This is a genomic window from Streptomyces sp. NPDC000878 (genome assembly GCF_053599695.1).
Genome location: NZ_JBSFMT010000053.1, coordinates 54,215 through 74,340 on the forward strand (window position 1 = coordinate 54,215; position 20,126 = coordinate 74,340).

The window sequence follows — 20,126 nt, forward strand, 5'->3', positions numbered from 1 at the left end:
GACTCGTACGCAGCTCAGGACCCGCGCGTGTTCGTCCCTCCGCCTGGTGTCACCGATGCCGCCGGCGCTTCCTGGCGGATGCGCCAGGTGGCTTGGACCAAAGCCCGTTCGGTGCTCGCCAGATGGACTGCCGCGGCAAGCCAGGCCGACGCGTAACGGTCGGGGTCGGCTTCGTCGAGCCGGCCGAAGACGTCGCGGGTGCGGCGGTCGGCCGCTGCGGTGAGTGCCGCGGCCAGGTCGGCCGCGGAGTGGAATCCCGTACGGCGCAGCGAAGCCCCGTCGCGGCCGGGATCGCCGCTGCGGGCGGGCTCGGCGACCGCACCGCGGCCTCCGGCGACGGCCAGTTCGACCAGACGCCGCACCCGCCACAGCGGTGAGTCGGCCAGGGGGTCGGGCGGGGACGGCGTGAGTGCTTCGGCGGGCGGGCCGGCGTCGGGGGGCGGAAGATGCGCGCCCTGGATGCGGTCGTAGCCGAGATCGGCGCGGCCCAGCCACTCCGAGGGCAGGCGGAGTGTCGCTTCGGTGCCCGGTACGGGGCCGACGGCGAGGGGGTGCAGGGTGGCGGCCCGGTCGGGGTCGAGCCGGCCGACCACACGTATCCGGAGGCCGGGGCGGGAGGCGAGTCTGCTGAGGTTGGCGGTGTGGGCGAGGTCGGGGTGGGCGTTGGCGGGGGCCAGGCGGACGAGGGGGCCGTTGGCGGCGGGCAGTTCGTGGGCCAGGAGGTGGTCGCCGGAGGCGCCGACGACCAGCAGGTCGCAGCCGATCGGTTCGCCGGTCCGCCCGTTCCGGCCATACGGGTCGGGGGCCGTGGCAAGTCGTTCGGCGACGGTCTCGGCGAGTGGGCGGGCGAACAGGGCGGCCAAGGGGGCCGATGACCAGGCAAGGCCGGTGAGGGGGGTGGCCCGGACGCCCTTGCCGGAGCCGAGGCGGCCGTCCGGGGAGACGGTGGCCCCGGTGATCAGCAGGCCGCCGCGGGCGAGTTGGGCGTGGTTGAGCGCGGCCGGGCCGAGGGAGACCGGGGCCGTGGCGGCGCCCCTGGCGCGGGCCGGACCGCCGGGCTTGACGTCGGCGACGGAGAACCAGCGGCCGTCGTCGGTGATGAGGTGGGTGACCACGCCGCCGTAACCCGTGGCGCTGATCACCGGCTCGCGGCAGACCCCGTGGACGCGCAGGGCGCCGTCGCCGGGCCGGTAACCACGGCGGGCGGTGCCGATCAGTGCCGGGTCGGGGTGGGCTGCCGCCAGCAGGCGGGTGGTGAGGAGGAGTTCGCGCAGATCGGCGACGAGGTCGGCCAGGCGGTGGCTGTCGTGCCGGGCTCGGGCGCTCCGCAGGCCGCGTACGACGCGCAGGGCGGCGGCCTCGGCCCGGTGCAGGCCGGCCAGTCGGGCCGTGTGGGCGGCCCGCAGCAGTTCGGCCTGGGGCACCGCGCCGGCGGCGGGCACCCCGGCGGCGAGGACGGTCGCGGCGGCCGTCCACAGGCCGGATGCCGCCGTCCGTACCGGGCCGCCGTCCTCGGTCCGGGCCGAGGTGGGGGCGGCGGTCGCCTGCGCCGGGGCTTCCGGCGCCGCGACGGGTTCGGGCGCGGATGTGGCCGCGCTGTCCGCCGTCGCGGTCTCCGCGTCAGCGACCGGGCAGGCACCGAGGACGGCGGCCCGGTGCAGGCAGCGCGGCGCGAGCAGGCACGTGCAGCGGGCCTGCTCGGCGGTGGTGACGGTGCCGGAGGGGCCGGGCGCCAGGGTGACCACGGCGTCCTCGCCGCAGCTGACGGAGACGGTGTCGCCGTCGGCCGCGGCGCGCACGGCTGCGTACTGCTCGATCGCCGCGTCCAGCTTCTTGCGCAGCCGGGAGGTCAGGCTCTCCACGGCGGTGGCGACCACATCCGGGGTGACGGGCGGGAGTCGGTCGTTCATCGGGGTTCTCCGCGGAGGCGGTCGCCCACCCAGCGGGCGAGAGCGAGTGGGCTGAGGGCTGCCACGGGCATTCCGGCCGCGACGAGTTGCTGGGCGATGGGCACCGAGTAGCGCGGGGCTCCGGTGTCGTCCAGGGCGGCGCAGCCCATCAGGTGGACGCCGGACGCGGCCAGGGAACGTACCTCTCCGAGCAGCCCGCCGAGCGGGTAGCCCTCCTCGAAGTCGCTGACCACGACCACGAGGGTCCGGCTCGGCACGGTCACCAGCGAGCGGGCGTGCGCGAGCCCGGCCGCGATATGGGTGCCGCCCCCGACCCGTACCTCCAGGAGGAGGGACAGGGGGTCGGTGACCCGGTCCGTCAGGTCGATCACCTGGGTCGAGAAGGTGAGGAAGTGGGTGGAGAGGGTGGGTACGCCGCCCAGTACGGCGGCGGTCAGTGCCGACCAGATGACGGAGGCCTCCATCGAGCCGGACACGTCGACCACGAGGATCAGCCGCCAGTCGGCCTCGCGTCGGGACCGGGTGCTGAAGACCGGCTGTTCGGGAACGACGACGGTCCGGCCGTCGTCGAGCCGGCGGGTGTGGGCGAGGTTGGCCCGCAGGGTGCGGGGCAGATCGAGCCTGCCGCCGGGACGGCGGGTCGGGCGCGGGGTGGCAAGCCCGGTCAGGGCGGGTCGCAGCCGGGTGGCGAGTTCGCGGGCGAGCTCGTCGACCAGGCGGCGCACGAGCGGCCGGAGCCGGGCGAGCTGCTGCTCGGGCATGCCTCCGGCGAGGGAGAGGACGGAGGTCAGCAGTTCGACGGAGGGGCGTACGGCGTCGGGGTCGAGCTGTGCGAGTACGTCGGTGCGGCCTGTGCCGGCGGCCCAGCCGAGGACCTCCTCCCGGACCTCGGCCCCGAACAGGGCGTCGAGTTCCGCGGCCCATTCGCGGGCGGTGGGGAAGGACCCCTCCTGGCCGCCACCGGACCCGTCGCAGAGGTCGGTGGCACCCTCGCCGCGCCCGGCCCCGTACAACTCGTCGAGGGCGTGCGCGTAACGGCGGCCTCCGGCGGGGAGCCGGTCGGTCTCCCGGCCGAGCAGCAGCCGCCACCGGTCGGTGGGAGCGAGGCGCGGCTCCGCCGCGTTTGCCGGTGCCGGTGCGGCGCCCTTGGTTGCTGCGGACACGGCTCCGGGCGCGGGCCCGGCATCCGCGGGTGTTCCCTTCGCGGCTTCCGGCTCGGTGCGCTCGGGTGCCGTTCCGGCGGTCTCGGCCGACTGCGCCGATCCGCGTCCGCCTTCGGATGCGTTCAGGGCCGCGTCGGCCGCCGGTACCGGCAGGCCCAGGGCGTTGAGCGCGGCGAGCCCGGCGGTGTCGGCGGCGGTCCACAGGGCGATGAGTTCGGGCGGGGCGGCCAGCGTGAGGTCGAGCCGGTCGCCGAGGCGTTCGGTCACGGTGAGCAGCAGGCGGTCGCGGGCCGCCGGGGAGAGGGTGTCGAAGCCGCCGCGCAGCGCGGGCAGGCGGTCCAGGAACGCCTGGTCGGTGAGTTCGCCGATGCGGTCCAGCAGGGGGGCGAGGGTGGCGGGGGCCGCCTGGAGGAGTGGCCCGGCGGCGGTGAGCAGGCCTGTGAGCAGGCGCGCCAGGCGGTGGCGGCCGTCCGGGCCGGTGGCGGTGTCGACCCATCCGGCGGCGCGGGCGCCGAGGGTGTCGGGGCCGTCGAGGTCGAGCAGGACCCTGGCCGCCAGGGCGGCGCCCTGGACGAGCGGCGAGCCGGTGCGCGCGAGGGCATCCAGGGCGTCGTCCAGCCGCAGCCCGAGGCGGTGTTCGCCGGCCCGGGCCGTCAAGGCGATGAGCGCGGCGGCGTCCTGCGGCTCGTCGCTGCCGGCCAGTCCGGGCAGTGCCCGTACGGCGGCTTCGAGCAGGGTGACGGCCAACTCGGCGGCCTGCCCGCGCCCCTCCGGCGTGGTGCCGGGCAGGTGGCCCCGGCGCAGCGCCTCCAACAGGTCCAGGGCGTCGAGCAGTTCGGGGAGCGTGGCGGCGGAGGGAAGGACGACGGCGGCCTCGGCGAGGCGGTCGGCGACCAGATCGGGCAGGTCGCACCGGGCCGCGTCGCGCAGCCCGCTCAGGATCTGCGCGCAGGTGGCGCCGCCGTCGGCCGTCTCGTGGCGGTACGTCTCGCGCAGCGTTCCGGCGGCGGCCTGGGCGGCGTTGACGCCGCGTACGCCCGCCAGGTCGAGCCGCGCCGGCACCGACGGGGTCCAGGCCAGTCGCCATCGTGTGGTGAGGGCGGCCCCGTCGCCCGTACCGGCCACCGCGACCGGCTCGCCGTATCCGACGCCGCACACCTGGAGCCGCTGGAGCAGGATCTCCCGGCTGCCGTCGAGCTCGGACCGCAACGGGTCCAGGCGCACCTCTCGGGGTTCCGCGCTGTCCGGTCCCGGCAGCCGCAGTGCGGCCAACTCCGCCTCCGCCGACGGGCCCAGTCCCGATCGGGGCGTGCCGGGCGCGATCCGGCCCCGCTCGGCACCGACCAGTACCGTTTCGAGCGCACGGGCCAGGGCCCGGCCCCGGCCCAGCGGTTCGCCCTGGCCGAGCACGGTGGTCACCGCCTCCAGCAGTTCCCCCCGCCCGGGCGCGGGCAGGCCGCGCAACCTGGCGAGGTCGCAGGCCAGTCGCAGTGTCTCGGTGGCCTCACCCGTTCCTGCGGTGTGACCGGCGGCGCGCATCTCCCGGCACAGGCCGGTGATCGCGCGGGCGGCGGCGTCGCGCACCCGGCCGGGGCCGCCGCCGGCCGTGAGGACCGCCTGCTGCCAGCGGGGGTCGCGGATCCCGGCGGGGTAGCCGGAGCGCGAGTCCAGCAGATCGAAGGCATACGGGACCAGCGAGGTGACCGGTGCGCGGCGCGCTGCCCCGCCCGTCGTCCCCGGTCCGGTCGGGACCGGCCGGTTCTCACCGGGCCCGTGGAGCGGGCTGTCGGCTCCCTGCCGGTCGGAGACGGGGAGGGGCACGGCGGGTCCGGGCTCTGTTGCGTCCGCACCGGCCCGGCCGGTGCTGTCCGGAACGGCAGCGTTCGCCGAGGCGCGGTTCGCATCGGCCACGGGTGGCACCGTGTCGTCCATGCCGGCCAGGGCCGGGGCATGGAAGGCGCCGATGACGGCTGCGACGCGGCGGCCGTCGGCGGCGGCCTCGGCGAGGACGCGGCGCATGTGGGCTTCGCGGGCAACGTCGGCGGCGGGGATGCCACCGGTGGCCGACGCGTCCTGGCGGAGGGCCCAGCCAACGCTGAGGGCGGCGCGGCGTACGGCTTCGGGGGTGCAGCCGGGGGCGAGCACCTCGACGGCACGGTCCCAGAGGTCGTCCCCGTCGCGTCCGGTGCCGACGGCGGCGAGGGCATCGGCGTAGGCGGATCCGGCGTGGGCGGTACCGGCGTGGGCGGTACCGGCGTGGGCGGCTCCGGCACGGGCGGTACCGCCATCGCCGGTTCCGGCACGGGCAGTTCCGACGTCGCCGGTTCCGGCACGGGCAGTACCGCCATCACCGGTTCCGGCACGGGCAGTTCCGGCGTCGGCCGGCGGGGTGGGTGTGCCGGTGTCCTCACCGCTGCCCGGACCCGGCTGCCCACCGCCTTCCGCCGGGCTCGGCCCGGTCGACGCGGACCAGCCCCGATCGGCCAGCGGAAGGTCGCAGCACAGCACCTCGGCCCCCCGCTCGCGGGCCCAGCGGATCGCGGCGAGTTCCGGCGAGAAGTCGGCGAAGGGGTAGAAGGCGAGCCCGCCGTCCTCGTCTGCGCCGACGAGGGCCAGCGGGGCGACGGCGCGCGGGTCGGCGAGGTGCGGCAGCCACGGCTGGAAGTCGGCCGGCAGCTCGACGCACACCACGTCGGCCCCGGCGGCGTCCAGCAGGGCGGGCACGACGGAGGCCAGCGCGGGACTGTGGTGGCGTACGCCGAGCAGGTACGGCCGTACGGAGGCCGCGAGCGCTGCCACTGCCTCCCGGGGGTCGGGGACGGTCAACGCAGGTCCTCCCGCAGGTCCCAGAGGCGGCGCCACATGGCGGAGCCGTCCTCGGCGCGGCGGCGGACGGGGCCGTCCCAGTAGCCGAGCAGGCGTCCTCGGTCGGCGGGGTCGTCCTTGTGCACGACGCCGAGCAGATGCCCGGGTACGAGGTCGAGGAGGTCCCCGGCGGGGAGGTAGGCGGCGGCCAGGCCGAGCGAGGCGGCGACCTGCACGGCCTCGGCGGTGGACATGACCGTGCCGGGCCGCTCGACGTCCCAGCCCTCCGCCGAGCGGCCGGAGCGCAGGTCGCGGAAGACGGTGACCAGCGCGTCCAGTACGGCGTCGTCCACGCCGAAGGCGGCGCCGGCCCGCTGCACGGCGGCGGTGGCCTGGCCGCGTACGAGCGCGGTCTCGGCGTCGGCGTCGGCGATCGGGTGGACGGTCTCGAAGTTGAAGCGCCGCTTGAGCGCGGCGGACATCTCGGAGACGCCCCGGTCGCGGAGGTTGGCGGTGGCGATGACGCTGAAGCCGGGGGTGGCCGGGACCAACGCATCCGGCGTGCCCGCGAGTTCGGGGATGCTCAGACGTCGGTCGGACAGGATGGACACCAGGGCGTCCTGCACCTCGGGCAGGCAGCGGGTGATCTCCTCGATCCGGGTGACCTGCCCGCCGCGCATGGCGGTGAGCACCGGGGAGGCGACGAGGGCCTGCGGGGTCGGCCCCTGGGCGAGCAGCAGAGCGTAGTTCCAGCCGTAGCGGAAGGCATCCTCCGTGGTGCCGGCGGTGCCCTGCACGGTGAGGGCGCTGGTGCCGCAGACAGCGGCGGCCAGCAGTTCGGAGAGCATCGACTTGGCGGTGCCGGGCTCGCCGACCAGCAGCAGGCCGCGCTCACCGGCGAGGGTGACCACACAGCGTTCCACGAGGGCGCGTTCGCCGACGAACTTGGGGGCTATCGCGAGCCGGGCGGGCAACGACTCATGTGGTTCGGGCAGGCGCAGGGTCTCGCCGCCGCTGCCGCAGACGAAGGTGACCACGGCGCGCGGGGTCAGCGCCCAGCGGGGCGGACGCGGGCCGTCGTCGTGGGCGGCGAGGAAGGCGAGTTCGGTGGCGAAGCGCTCCTCGGCCGGCAGTGTCTGCCGGGCCGGAGGTGCGGCGGTCGCCTGGTCAGCGGTCAGGGTCATGTGCGGTCCTTCGTGGTACGCGGTGTTGTCGGTCGCAGGTCGATGTGGTGGGCGCGGGCGGGTGGACCAGTTCTGGTGCGGGTGTGTGGCAAGGCGGCGGAGCGTCCGGGCTTCGCGGTGACGCCGCGCCCGTGCGGTGCCCGGGTGGCCGCTCCCCCGGCGTTCGGCCGGGGGAGCGGCGTGGGCGCACCGCACGGGCGCGGGGAACCGGGCGCCCGGCCGACCACGCCCCACGCGTTGCGCACCGGACTTCGCGCGGAGCGCTCAGCGGCGCCGGCCGCGCCGGACCTTGAGCTCCTGGAAGCGCGGGCCGTCGCCTTCCCGGACCCGCTGCCAGGCCCTGCGGTAGAGGTCGGCGACGGGTTCGGCGGGCACGATCACCCGGAGTACCGCGCTGTCACCGCTGACCAGGTCGTACAGCGGCGACTTCCACTGCTCCAGCGGATGGTGTGGGGCCCTGTGGTCCACCCAGCCGCCGGGCAGGAAGAGCGAGCGCCCGGCGCGGGTGCGGGTGGCCTCGACGACCAGGTCGGTGGCGGCCAGTTCGGCGCGGGCCGCCTTGAGCCGGGCAGCCCCGCCTCGATGTTGCGGCCACCCCGTCCAGCGGGCGGTGTTGCGGTCGGTCGGGTCCGGCATCGCCAGCAGCATCAGGTAGAGCACGGCGGCGTCCTCGCCGATGCCGTACTCCTTCGCTGCCTCGCCGACCAGGCCGGGCACCGACCGGCCGGGGTCCTGCGGCCACCACGTGCCGTCCTTGTCCCGCGCCCCGGCCTCCGGGTCGCCCGGGTCGGCGAGGAGGGCCGCGAAGCGCGGGTCGTGGGCGGTGCGCAGGGCCACCTCGGCCAGGAAGAGCCCCTCGTCGTCGGTGCGCAGGGCGGGCAGGTACGGGTCCTGGCCGGCGGCGTCCAGCAGCGCCGTGCGGATGCCCGGGGCGGGCTGATCGTCGTGGGTGGCCATGATGACGGCGCCGTAGCGCTCGTAGCCCTCGCCGGTCTCGGTGGGGGCGCCGGCCACCTTGCGGAAGTCGGGCAGGCTGACGTACCGGCCGAGGTCGAGCATCAGCTCGGGGTTGGCCAGCCGGTCCCGTACGGCGGTCAGCGCGGCCGGGAGGGCGGCCCGGACCGGGTCGCCGGCCGGGAGCCGGTGGGCCAGCCAGGCGGCCAGGGCGACAGTGCTTGTCAGAACGTTGGCGGTGAAGCCGGTGGCGTCCTTGTCGACCGGGACGACCCGGTCCCCGCTGACGTGCCAGGCCAGGTCGCGGCTCAACTGCGGCTCGGCGGCCGGGTCGAGCAGCGCGGGCAGCGCCCGGCTCGGTTCCCAGTACGTCTTCACCGCCCGGACGGCCTCCGCGAGCAGCGCCTCGGGGACGGCGGCCCGCCGACCCACCTCGGCGTTCCAGACCTGCGCGGCGGCGGCCACGTCGGGGCCGTCCGTCCACAGCCGGGCCGGTTCGGCCGGCAGCAGCGCCGACACGACGGCGCGCCGCACCTCGTGGTCGAGCTGTCGGAGCTCGTCCTTGGCCATGGCGGCATCGGCCACCTTCACCCCGATGGTGGTCCGCGCCTCGGTCGGCAGGAAGGTCCGCTGGTAGACGTCCACCTGCGGCATACCGGCCACGATCAGCCGGGCCATCGTCCCGGTGGCCCCGGTGAGCCGGGCGAACTCCTCGGCCGCCTCGGGGAACCAGGGCGCCGGACCGCGCTCGGCCAGCTCGGTCAGGAACGCCCCGAGCCAGCCCGCCTCCCGGGCCTCGCCGACCGGGGACGAGGACACCACGGTGTAGGGCGCGGGGACCTCGAACAGCCCGGCCGGGTCGTGGAAGAGCGCCGTGAACTCGCAGCTGCCGGTGTCCTGGCGGTCCAGCTCCACGAAGGCCAGGAACGCGCCGCCGCTCAACCGGAGCAGACGTAGCCAGGACCCGGACCGTTCATTGCCGTCGGCCATGGTGAACAGGCTGCTGTCGAGACGCAGTTCGAAACGGCGCCATCGGGCCGGCCCGACGACCGCGAGGCCCTGGGTGTCCAGCTCTCGGAGGAGTTCTCCCAACGCCTCCCGGTGCTCCTGCCGGGTGGTCGCGGCCGCGGCCCGGAAAGCCGCTGCGACGGGCAGGTCGGGCAGGGAATCCCAGTCCAGCCTCGCCCACGGCACTTCCGGCCCGTCGAAGTGCAGGCGGACCGCCGGAGCCGGCTCGGGAGCGTCCCGCAGCGCCTGGCCGACGAACCGCAGCTGGCGGCAGACCTGGTCGGTGTCGTCGGAGCCGTACCAGGAGCGGACGAAGCCGAGGCCGCCCAGCGCGTCGTCGAGCAACCGGTCGGCGGGACCGATGGGCCCTGCCTCCGGCTGACCGCCCGCGAGCTCCCGGTCGAGCCGTGCCGTCGCCGCGTCCAGCGCGACCTGCTGGGTGGCCGCGAACCGCACCACCGCGACGATGCCCGTCACCAGCGCGTCATGGCCGACCTGCGGCAGCAGCGTACGGACCAGGGCGGGCAGTACCTCCGGCCCCGCCTCGTCACCCTTCTCCCGCTTCTCCTCCTCGGCGGCGGCCGTCAGCAGCGCCGCCGCCGTGTCCCGGTCGATGCCGCGCAGCGCTTCGGAGCCCTGCGGGTCGCGGGGCTGGAGGAAGTGCCAGTAGCGCAGTGGGGGCAGCACCAGGGTGCCCGCCGCGAACATCCCGGGCTTGTTGTCCGTCTTGGCCACGGCCGTGACGACGCCGTCCTGGTCGATCAGAGTGACGCTGTAGCTGCCCGGGCCCCGGACGACGGCTACGGGCCGGTCGGCCCCGGGGAAGAGCAGCGCGCGCTTCGGCCGTCCGGCGTCGGCCGGCACGGTGACGGCGTTCCCCGCGAGGTCCTCGCCGCGCAGCGAGCCGTCGGGCAGCTTCACCACACGCCAGCCGAGCAGCCCTTCGCCGGGGGCGGGCAGCACCCAGCCGGACTCGTAGGTGCTCCCCGCCGGGGCGGTGCGGGTCGCGTCGGCGAGGAAGCCGGGCAGGCTCTGCCGGCCGCGCTCACCGGAGGCCGGGTCGTACTCGTACCACCCGGCGGTCTCGCGGTTCTCCCCGTCCCAGTCCCAGACCCACAGCGAGGTCCCGTCACTGATGACCTGCCGCTCCTCGGGCACGGCGGTGTCCCCTCGGTGCAGCACGCCGACGCCGGTGGTCCTCCCGCCGCCGGGCAGCGGAAGGGTGAGGGCGCCGAGGCTGCCGAGCCAGTTCACCTGGGTGCCCCGGGGGCTGGGGCCTTCCATGGTCTGCCGGCGGTCGGCGGAGTGCTGCCAGTAGCCGCGCAGCCCCCAGTCCGCCTCCCGGGACTGCCAGTAGACGAGCAGTTCGCCGTCCACGTAGTGGAAGCCCGGGTCGCGGTGGCGGTCGTTGGCCGGTATCCGCAGGTCGTGGGTGAGGACGGTGCCTTCGGCTCCGAGCACCCGGACCTGCGACGCTCCGGCGGTGATCAGATGCGGCCAGGCGTCCGCGACCACGAGGTCGTCGATGTCCTTCGCCGGTACGAGTGCCGCGGCCGCCTCCTCCCAGGCGGGCCAGCACAGTTCGTCCAGAAGCCCGGCCCGCAGCACCCGGACGAGGACCGGGGCGAGGTCCGTGCCGACGGCGACGCGCACCTCCTCCTCCGCCAGAACCAGGGCCTCGCCCGGCAGCCATGTCAACCGGCCCAGCGCGTCGGGCAGTTCGGGCAGGCCCACGGCGGCGAACTGCCGTGCGACCTCGCGCACCCACTCCGTCAGCATCGGGCGCCCACCGGGGGACGCGGCCAGTACCCGGAGGGCCCGCAGACCGTCCTGGTCGTTGCCGAACCGGTCGGCCCCGCGCCGGAACGCGGGCCGGAAGCGGGCGTCGGCCTCCAGCGCGACCAGATCGCGCCGGTCCTCGCCCTCCGCCCAGTGTTCCAGGTTCAGGCCGATGTTCTCCTCGGGGCCGGCGACCGGCAGGCCAAGCGACAGCAGCAGGTCCAGCAGGTCCACGTCGCCTTCCGTGACCGGCACCACCCCTCCGGACTCGGCGAGTTCGGTGCGCAGCCCGTCGGCCAGCCGCTCCACCAGCGAGTACAGCCCCGGCAGACGTTCGGGCCGATACCACCGGGTCCCACGGAACGTCAGGAACCGTTGGAACCAGCCCGAGGCTCCGTCGGCCGGGCGCTCGTCCTCCGGCAGCTCGGCGTCGCGGAGTCCGGCGGTGGCGCCGGACTCCTCCAGCACCTCCAGCCACAGCCCCGGCAGTTCCCTGTCGTCGCTCGAGGGCATCAGCTCCAGCAGCGTGCCGCGCACCGACGGCTCCCGCCGGGCCAGCGCCACCAGCGCCGGACGGTGGGCCTTCCACCAGCCCGCCGCCGCCCGCAACGTGGCGGGCAGTGCCAGCAGTTCGGTCAGATACGCCCCCTCCTCCGCCACCGGGTCCAGACCGGCGGCCCTGGCCAGCTTGCGCAGGTCGGCCGCCATCTGCGCGGACGGCGCCAGCCCGCCCGCCGTACGCCGCACGCACAGCCGCCGGAACCGGCGGAACGCCTCCTGCGCGGGCACCCGCGCCGCCAGCTCCTTCGCGTACCCCGACAGCACCTTCACCGGCAGCGCCCCGGCGAGCGCGAACTCCAGGAACACCGCGTCCAGCCGGTCCTCGTCGACCGTCAGCCCGTGTTCGGCCTCGGACCTGCGGGCGCGGGTGAACATCTGCGCCGCGTACGTGGCGTTCTCCACCCCCAGGAACACCCGCCCGGCCTGCTCGTAGAAGGTCGGCAGGAAGTGCGGTACGGCGGCGGCCAGTTGCCCGGCGAGCAGGAGGTAGGCGTCCAGCGCCGCCTTCGGCTTGGACTTCGCCTGCCGGGCCACCCGGTCCAGCTCCGGTACGACGCCCAGCGCGTGGTGGCCGTCCTGCGGGTGGTGCACCAGCACCCACTCCGGGAAACCCAGCGACTGCCGCAGGCCGAGACCGACCCCGGCCGGTTCGCCGTCCGGCTCCAGCCCGAGGAAACCGGCGGCCAGATCCTCCGCCGCCCCCAGCTCGGCCGCTACCAGCCGCACCACCACCCGGCCGTCCAGCCCCGGATGCCGGTACGCACGCGCGGTCAGCGGCACCGCCCGCTCACCGGCCCCCTCCGTACCCGGCGGCAGCACGGCCCCGGCCGCCAGAAGCTCGGCGGCCTCACTCTTCCCCGTCAACTCCGTGCCGTTCACGCGCTCTTGCCCTCCTCGACCTTGCGGCCGGCGTACAGCGCCGCGGCCATGCGCATCCCCTCGGACCAGGCAACCGGGCCGACTTCGGCGGGCCGCAGCGAGCGGCCGTCCTCGTCGCTCCAGGCCAGGCCGCCGGTCTCGGTGTCCCCGTCCCAGTACGGCTCCCCGATCCACACCGACGCCTCGACGGTCCGCCCGGCGTCCCGCACCCGGCAGGTCGCGTAGCCGCCCGACACCCGGTGGCCCAGCGAGGTGGCCCGCGCGGCCAGCCCGAACCGCGAGTCGTATTTTCCGCCCGCGAACTCCCGTATCTCAGTGACCGTTTCCGCGAGGCCGTCCGGCTTGAACCAGGTGGCCCGGTGGATCTGCTCCACCCGCTGCGTCACGCCCAGCTCCGCCGCGAACTCCCGCAGCTCCTCCAGGTCGGGCAGCAGCACCGGATGCGGCAGCGTGACCGTGCGCGGCGACAGCCGGACCGTCTCGCCGTCCAGGTTCACCACCCGCAGCTCACCGGCGTCCGTCGCGTCCCGCAGAAACCCCACCTCGTCCGGGTCGTCCCCGACGACCGCCAGGTCGCGCAGCGCCGACTGCCACGCCTCGTCCGGCCACACCCGGGCCAGCAGCCCGGTCGGAACGGGCAACGACGACACCATCCAGGCGTCCACCTGCGCCACGCACGCCCCCGCGTGCCGGTCCAGCCACTCCCCGAACCGGCGCAGCCGGTCCGTCTCGGGGTGCTCGCGCACAGCCTTGGGCAGCGACTTCAGCTGCCGCCCCGCCGCCCGCCCCGCCGTGGCCCTCGCGGCCACCCGACCCTCCACCAGAGCGACCTCGTACCCGTCGCCCGCCGACAGCCAACCCACCGGTCCCCACCCCTCACACCGTCCAGAAATCAGCACAATCGAGCCGGTGCGTCCCGGTCTCGCTGTGACGATGTGCCGAACGCTAGCGGCCGCCACCGACAATCGGTCTCGTGGAGCCTCCGGCGCGGAACGGCCCGGTTGGTGCCCGGCCTTGAGACAGGTGTGTCTCCGGAGCCGGCGTACGACGAGCGCCCGGCGAGGACCACTCCGGCGTGCCGCGAGTCAAGCTGCGAGGACACGAGCGCACAACCGTAGAACTACGCGATGTGATTACGCGCTTTCAGCGGCCACACGCTCACGGCGGACCGCTCCGCGCTGGGGATGCCGCCTTCCTGGCTCACAGCGTTGTCACAGTCGTGTTGTACAAACGTCCCATGTACGGAAATCGGAGATCGGCGTTCCGTCCCGGACGAGGGTGGGTTCGTGGTGGCTGAGGCGTATGGCGGGTCCTGGCGGCGCGAGGGCATGGCGCCGTTCGTCAGCAGGTCGGCGGAGCTCGGTCGGCTGGACTCGGTGCTGGAGTGCCTGGGGGAGAGCGGTCCGGCGGTCGTCGACATCACCGGCGAGGCGGGCATCGGCAAGAGCCGGCTGCTGGCGGAGTTCTGTGCGCGGGCTCGCAGCCGGGGGCTGACCGTGCTGCGGGGCCGGGCCACGGAGTACGAGCGGCACAGCCCGTTCCGGCCGTTCGCAGACGCGTTCGCCGACCTCGACGCGCGAGCGCTGCGGGCGCTGCCCGCGTTGGCGGAACTCCCCCCGGTACTGCGAGGCGACATCGAAGGACCGGGCGGGCCGGGTACGGGTGACCGTTTCGGCCTGTACCAGGCGACCGCAGCTGTACTGGGCCGAATCGGCGGCGCCGGTCTGGTGGTGGTACTGGACGACCTGCACTGGGCCGACCCGGCGTCGCTGGAGCTTCTCGACCACCTCGTCCGGCACCCGGTACCGGCCCCGCTGGTGCTCGTTGTCTCACGTCGTGACCGTCAGGCGCCGACAACGCTCTCCACCGCGCTGGCCGGTGGCGTGGACACCGGGGCGGTGCTACGGCTCCCTCTGGGGCCGCTCGGCGAACGAGACTGTGTGGAAGAACTGGCCGGCGACCTGCCGCAGCCGCACGCGGCCGAGCTCTACACGGCGAGTGAGGGCAACCCCCTGTACTTCCTCGCTCTCCTCCAGGCCCATCGCGGGGCCCGGCCGGCCCGGACGCACCCCTCGGCACCCCCGGCCCTGGCCGCGTACGGCGGTCCGGACGGTCTGCCCGACGGCCTCGGAGCGCTGCTCCTCGACGAACTGTCGCCGCTGAGCCCGCTGGAGCGCCTGACCATCGAGGCGGCCGCTGTCCTCGGCGACCATGCCACTCCCGCCATGATCGGCGCACTCACCGACTCCGACGTCGCCGACGTCATCGAGGCGCTGCACCAGGTGATGCGGCGCGATCTCGTCCGTTCGAGCCAGGGAGGGCGACGGCTGACGCTGCGCCACCCGCTGATCCGGACCCTGGTCCACGAGAGCATCAACCCCTGGCGGCGCGAGGAACTCCATCGGCGGGCGGGAGCGGAACTGGCCCGGGCCGGTGCCTCCGTGGTCGAGCGGGCACATCACCTCGAACAGTCGCTCACGCGCTGGGACCCGCAGGCGGCCACAGTACTGACCGAGGCCGCCCAGCAGACAGCCGTGACCGCTCCGGCCACCTCCGCCCACTGGCTGGACATCGTGTTGCGACTTCTGCCGGACACCCCGGAACACCTCGCCGAACGCCGCGAACTGTTGCTGCTGCGCGCCCGCGCGCTCGGCGTGAGCGGCGGACTGAAGGAGAGCCGGGACCTGCTGCACCGGGTGATCGACATGCCCGGTGCGGATGACGACGACGTCCGCACCTCAGCGGTCGCCCTCTGTTCCCTGATGGAACGTCATCTCGGCCGGTTTCCGGAGTGCGAGGCGCTGCTGCGCCGCGAACTGGCCCGGTCGCCGGGCCGGCCGCCTTCCCGGACCATCGATCTCCGCCTCGAACTGGGCTCCTGCGGGCTGATGGCCGCTGCCCGCTTTCCCGACGTGAGGTCGGAGATCGCCGAGGCTCTGACGATGGCCCGTTCTCTCGGTGACGAGATCCGTGAGATGCGCGCCCTGGCCATCGCCGCCATGGGCGAGGCATACGAGGGCGACATGGCCGCGGCCCGCGGGTTCGCCGAACCCGCGGCCGGGCTCGCGGACGCGCTGACCGACAACAACCTCGCCCACCTGTGTGAATCCCTGTGCATACTCGGCTGGACCGAGGCGTTCCTGGAGGACTACACCGACGCCGAGAGGCACGCGGACCGAGGGCTGGAGATCGCCCGGCGTACCGGCCAGGTCTACCTGTTGCCACAGATCCTGGCGTGCAAGGCCCATATCCACTTCTCTACGTGCCGGATCACCACCGCGCTTGAGCTGGTCGAGGAGGCCGAGGCCATCGCGCGGGCGCTGGGCAGTGGCGAACTGCTGGCTTTCGCCCTGGCGTTCAGATCCCAGATCATGCTGCAAACCCGTCCTCCGGGTGATCCCGGCCCGCTGGCCTGCGCGGAGGAAGCCGTGGCCGCGGCCTCTACGAGCGACAGCTGGTGGGCGTCGCTGGCTTGGTGCATGCTCGCCCACACCGCGCTGAGCGCCGGCGATCCGCACCGGGTGCGGGACGCCCTGCTGCACGCCGGCGGTGGCAGCGGCCTGTGGCGGCTGCGGCACTCGGCACGCCCCAGCTACCTGGAACTGCTGGCCACCGCGGCCATCGCCACCGGTGACGTCGAAGAAGCCGAAGGCTGGGCCGAGCGCGCCCGCAAGGAGGCCGAACAACTCGGCCTGCCGACCCAGCGCGGAGCAGCTCTGCGCAGCCTCGCCCAGATCGCGGCGCAGCGCGGCGACACAGCTGCGGCGGCCCGGATGTTCGACGAAGCCGCGGCGGAGAGCGTGCGATCCGGGGCGACACTCCGGGAGGCGCAGTCCCTGCTGCTCGGCGCCCCGTTCATGAAAGCCGCCGGGGACGGCCCCCGCGCGGCCGCCATGTGGCGCCGGGGCTCCCGCCTGGCCTCGGAAGGCGGAGCACGACTGCTGGCCGGCCTGGCCGAGCGGGTACGCCCGGCGGTGTTCGGGGATCCGTCCGGCATATCCGAACCGATCGGCGGCCTGACCGAGTTGACCGCTCGCGAGCGGGAGATCGCCGAGCTGGTCGCCGAAGGCCTCACCAGCCAGGCGATCGCCACCAGGCTCTACCTCAGCCCACGCACCGTCGAAGGCCACATAGCGCGGGTCTACCGCAAGACGGGCGTGTCCTCCCGCGCGGCACTGGCCTCCCTGGTGGCCCGCGGCAGCGTGATCGGATGAGGCAGTCCACACCCCCGGGGCCGGACCGTACTCGGCCCCCGGGGCCTCACCGCAGCTCGTCCACGTAACGGTCCGTCCCGGGCGCCGTTGGTATGAACGGCGCCACCAACTCCACCCGCCCCAGGTGCACTTCCTGCACGGCCTCCCCCAGTCCCGCGAAATGCGGCTCCCAGCAGTCCCGTGGATCCGCCTCCAGGAACCACAGCAGCGTCAGCCGTACGTCCACGCCCTCGACCTGCTTCACGTACGTCATACGGTCACCGGGCAGCGGGGTCGGGCGGAAGACGGTGACCATCGCGGCGGGCGAGCCGGCAAGCCGCTTGGGCAGGTACCGGCCGCGCAGCCACTCCAGCAACTCCGCCCGCCCTTCCGCGGATTCGGCGTCGATCACCTGCAACACCAGCCCCGCGTACGGGTGGTCCAGCGCGTGGAAGTCACGGGGGCCGGTGGCACCGTCCCGGTAGACCGTCGCCTCGTGGTCCTGGAACGCGGTGAAGACGTGCGTACGGTCGTGATAGACGCGGGCGTCGCGGTTGAGACGCTTGTTGATGCCCACGGTCCAGCGCATGTGGTCGGCGTAGCGGCCTTCCGTGATCCAGTACGTGGAGAGGTAGCAGCCCGCGGCCACCGGCTGCGCGATCGCCGACTTCTCGGGATAGCGCAGGAGTTGGAGGTCCCGGGTCGCGACCCAGCGGCGCCCGGAGAACATCCAGGGCATGGCCATCGCGCCGGCGTAGTAGTGGTCGTCCTCGTACCAGCGGTTGTACGCGTACTCGTGGCCCGGGTGCGGTTCGACCATGGTGATGAGTGCGTGGCCCGGGTGGACTCCGTACGGGCCGACTGCCGCGAGTTGGGCGTACGTCGCGCTGTGGGTGTCCTCGGCCCTGGTCCCCTCGCTGCGGGTCTCTTCGCTCATTGTCTTCCCCTTTCCGTCTCTTCTCCGGCTCTTCCTTCCTCCTTCGGACGCCCATACTCTGACGCTCCGTCAGATAATCCGCCAGTACCGGGGAGGGCTTCGATGTCGCTGCTCACAGGGAAGACCGTGGTGGTCTCGGGGGTCGGTGCCGGGCTCGGGCGTCAGGTCGTGGCGGCCGTCGTGCGGGACGGGGGGAACGCCGTACTGGGGGCGCGTACCGAGGCGCACCTTGTGAAGACCGCCGCCGAGCTGGATCCGGAGGGGGCGCGTACGGCGTACCGGGCGACCGACATCACCGACGAGGAGCAGTGCCGGGCGCTGGCCGGGCTGGCGTGCGAGCGGTTCGGGCGGATCGACGGGGTCGTCCATGTCGCCGCCTGGGACAGCTACTTCGGGGGGATCGAGGACGCGGACTTCGAGAGCTGGGCGCGGGTCGTCGACGTGAACCTGCTGGGCACGCTGCGGATGACGCGAGCCTGTCTGCCGGCGCTGAAGGAGCGGGGCGGGAGTGTGGTGTTCATCGGTACGCAGTCCGCCGTGGCCGCCCCCTCACAGGTGCGGCAGGCCGCGTACGCCGCCTCCAAGGGGGCGCTGACGAGCGCGATGTACTCGTTGGCGCGGGAACTCGGGCCTCACCGGATACGGGTCAACACCGTGCTGCCGGGGTGGATGTGGGGGCCGCCGGTGGAGGCGTACGTGCGGTTCACCGCGCGGGGCGAGGGCGTGCCGGAGGACGAGGTGCGGCGGCGGCTCACGGAGCGGATGGCGTTGCCCGAGCTGGCCACGGACGGGGATGTCGCGGACGCGGTGGTGTTTCTGGCGTCGGAGCGGGCTCGGGCCATCACCGGGCAGTCGTTGCTGGTGAACGCGGGTGAACTGATGCGGTAGCCGTTATTCCGCCATTCTCGGCCGCTCGCGCATTCATTCATGGACATGAACGGAGGTCAGTTCCGCGAACTTTTTTACTCCCTCTTGACTCACCGGGCGGTTGTCGCTGCCATGCCAGCGAATCGACGATGAGCGGGCGCTCGACACCCCCGCTCGACTTTGCTCGACGCCCCTGGGAGGGAGCACATGAACGGTCTCGACTGGACCGTGCTCATCGCTTACTTCGGCGTGATGGTCGCGATCGGAGTCTGGTCCCACAAACGGGTCGACAACGTCAGTGACTTCTTCACTGCGGGCGGAAAGATGCCGTGGTGGCTGTCCGGCATCTCCCACCACATGTCCGGCTACAGCGCGGTGATGTTCACCGGCTACGCGGGCATCGCCTACACGTACGGCGTCACGTCCTTCGTCACCTGGTCCTTTCCCATCGCCCTCGGCATCGCGATCGGCTCCAAGCTGTTCGCGCCGCGCATCAACCGGCTGCGGTCGCGGCTCCATGTGTCGTCCCCGCTGGAGTACCTGAAGAACCGGTACGACCTGAAGACGCAGCAGGCACTGGCCTGGTCCGGGATGCTGCTGAAGATCGTGGACGTCGGTGCCAAGTGGGCCGCGATCGCGACCCTGTTGTCCGTCTTCACCGGTATCTCCCTCAACCAGGGCATCCTCATCACCGGTGCGATCACGGCCGTGTACTGCACGATCGGCGGGCTGTGGGCCGACGCGCTCACGGAGTTGGGGCAGTTCGTCATCCAACTCCTCGCCGGTATCGCGATGTTCATCGCCGTGGTGATGAAACTCGACGACCACGGAGGGTTCTTCGGGGTCTGGGACGAGCCCGCGTTGCAGGGGCACGGCAAGCCGCTGGTGGGCCCCTACGGCACGGTGTTCCTGCTCGCGTTCCTCTTCATCAAGCTGTTCGAGTACAACGGCGGCATGCTCAACCAGGCGCAGCGGTACATGGCGACGGCCAACCCGAGGGAAGCGGAGCGGTCGGCTCGTCTGTCGGCGGCGCTGTGGCTGGTCTGGCCGTTGGTGCTGTTCTTCCCGATGTGGATGTCTCCGCTGCTGGTGGAGTCGCAGAAGCCGGACGGTTCCGACTCCTACGCCCTGATGACCGAACAGCTGCTTCCGCACGGGCTGTTGGGGCTCGTCATCGTCGGCTTCTTCTCCCACACGATGGCCATGTGCTCGTCCGACGCGAACGCCATCGCCGCCGTCTTCACCCGGGACTGCGCGCCGGTGATCTGGAAGCGGGCGCGGTCGTGGACGGACTCGTCGGGGCTGGTCGCGGCGCGGGTGACGACGGTCGTCTTCCTCGGGCTGTCGATGGCGGCGGCGACGCAGGTCAATTCGCCGGCGTTCAAGGACATCATCACCGTCGTCATCAAGTGGGTGGCCGGGCTGATGGGGCCGATGGCGATTCCGATGATGCTGGGGCTGTTGCGGCCGTTCCGGCGGTCGGGGCCGACGGCGGCGCTGGGGAGTTGGTCGATGGGGCTGCTGGCCTTCTGGCTGGTGAACTATCCGATCAACTGGAACGTGGAGGGCGGGGTGCCGCTCCAGTACCAGGTGTCGATTCCGCTGGCTGTGTCGCTGGTGCTGTACATCCTGATCGGGTTCCTGCGGCCGGAGGACACGCCTGAGAGGTTGGCGGTCATCGAGACGGTGAACACGGACGGGGACGACGGTGCGAGCGCTGCCGCGCGGGTGCCTGTTCCGGAGCCGGCGGATTCGGTGCCGGGGAAGGGGTGGGTGAAGGACTAGGTTTCCTCGCCCCCGCCGCCCTTACCCGTCCCATCCCTCGGGGGCTCCGCCCCCGAACCCCCGTATCGCGCTGAACGCGCTCGTCCTCAAACGCCGGACGG

9 protein-coding genes are annotated in these 20,126 nt (G+C 73.7%); 3 read left to right on the forward strand and 6 right to left on the reverse strand.

All coding sequences use genetic code 11. The features are described from left to right. Window positions 1-14 precede the first annotated feature (14 nt). The 5 genes from ACWDR4_RS34750 to ACWDR4_RS34770 form a co-directional block, all read right to left on the reverse strand. A complete protein-coding gene (locus ACWDR4_RS34750; protein ID WP_450414332.1) occupies window positions 15-1,910 on the reverse strand; it encodes a hypothetical protein in 1,896 nt (631 codons plus the stop codon). Beyond that, complete coding sequence (locus ACWDR4_RS34755; protein ID WP_450414333.1) at window positions 1,907-5,899, reverse strand: DUF5682 family protein; 3,993 nt, start codon at window positions 5,897-5,899, stop codon at window positions 1,907-1,909. The genes ACWDR4_RS34750 and ACWDR4_RS34755 overlap by 4 nt, the downstream gene beginning before the upstream one ends. Continuing rightward, window positions 5,896-7,062, reverse strand: a complete 1,167-nt coding sequence (locus tag ACWDR4_RS34760) for an ATP-binding protein (protein ID WP_450414335.1) — start codon at window positions 7,060-7,062, stop codon at window positions 5,896-5,898. Before ACWDR4_RS34760 ends, ACWDR4_RS34755 begins: the two co-directional genes overlap by 4 nt. 264 nt (window positions 7,063-7,326) lie before the next feature. Then, window positions 7,327-12,243 carry a DNA-binding protein gene (locus ACWDR4_RS34765; RefSeq protein ID WP_450414337.1) on the reverse strand — a complete coding sequence of 1,639 codons (4,917 nt, stop codon included), beginning with the start codon at window positions 12,241-12,243 and terminating at the stop codon, window positions 7,327-7,329. Beyond that, a complete protein-coding gene (locus ACWDR4_RS34770) occupies window positions 12,240-13,106 on the reverse strand; it encodes a DUF4132 domain-containing protein (RefSeq protein ID WP_450414338.1) in 867 nt (288 codons plus the stop codon). The genes ACWDR4_RS34765 and ACWDR4_RS34770 overlap by 4 nt, the downstream gene beginning before the upstream one ends. 465 nt (window positions 13,107-13,571) lie before the next feature. Between ACWDR4_RS34770 and ACWDR4_RS34775 the strand changes: the two genes are divergently transcribed. Continuing rightward, on the forward strand, window positions 13,572-16,457 hold the full coding sequence (locus ACWDR4_RS34775; protein ID WP_450414347.1) for a helix-turn-helix transcriptional regulator: 2,886 nt from the start codon (window positions 13,572-13,574) through the stop codon (window positions 16,455-16,457). Between the two features lie 46 nt (window positions 16,458-16,503). Here the strand turns inward: ACWDR4_RS34775 and ACWDR4_RS34780 are convergent, their stop codons facing one another. Next, window positions 16,504-17,373, reverse strand: coding sequence for a hypothetical protein (locus ACWDR4_RS34780; protein WP_450414340.1), 870 nt, complete (start codon window positions 17,371-17,373; stop codon window positions 16,504-16,506). A 102-nt stretch (window positions 17,374-17,475) separates the two neighbouring features. Between ACWDR4_RS34780 and ACWDR4_RS34785 the strand changes: the two genes are divergently transcribed. Together ACWDR4_RS34785 and ACWDR4_RS34790 are read left to right on the forward strand one after the other, a co-directional pair. Beyond that, on the forward strand, window positions 17,476-18,261 hold the full coding sequence (locus ACWDR4_RS34785) for an SDR family oxidoreductase (protein ID WP_450414342.1): 786 nt from the start codon (window positions 17,476-17,478) through the stop codon (window positions 18,259-18,261). Between the two features lie 186 nt (window positions 18,262-18,447). After that, entirely contained in the window at window positions 18,448-20,025 is a 1,578-nt protein-coding gene (locus ACWDR4_RS34790; protein WP_450414343.1) for a sodium:solute symporter family protein, read from the forward strand. Window positions 20,026-20,126: the final 101 nt, after the last annotated feature.

Bases quoted from the DNA above. Each gene is read 5' to 3' on its own strand.
- ACWDR4_RS34760 (WP_450414335.1), bottom strand. From the start codon at position 7,062: ATGACCCTGACCGCTGACCAGGCGACCGCCGCACCTCCGGCCCGGCAG.
- ACWDR4_RS34750 (WP_450414332.1), bottom strand. From the start codon at position 1,910: ATGAACGACCGACTCCCGCCCGTCACCCCGGATGTGGTCGCCACCGCC.
- ACWDR4_RS34780 (WP_450414340.1), bottom strand. From the start codon at position 17,373: ATGAGCGAAGAGACCCGCAGCGAGGGGACCAGGGCCGAGGACACCCAC.
- ACWDR4_RS34775 (WP_450414347.1), top strand. From the start codon at position 13,572: ATGGCGCCGTTCGTCAGCAGGTCGGCGGAGCTCGGTCGGCTGGACTCG.
- ACWDR4_RS34785 (WP_450414342.1), top strand. From the start codon at position 17,476: ATGTCGCTGCTCACAGGGAAGACCGTGGTGGTCTCGGGGGTCGGTGCC.
- ACWDR4_RS34790 (WP_450414343.1), top strand. From the start codon at position 18,448: ATGAACGGTCTCGACTGGACCGTGCTCATCGCTTACTTCGGCGTGATG.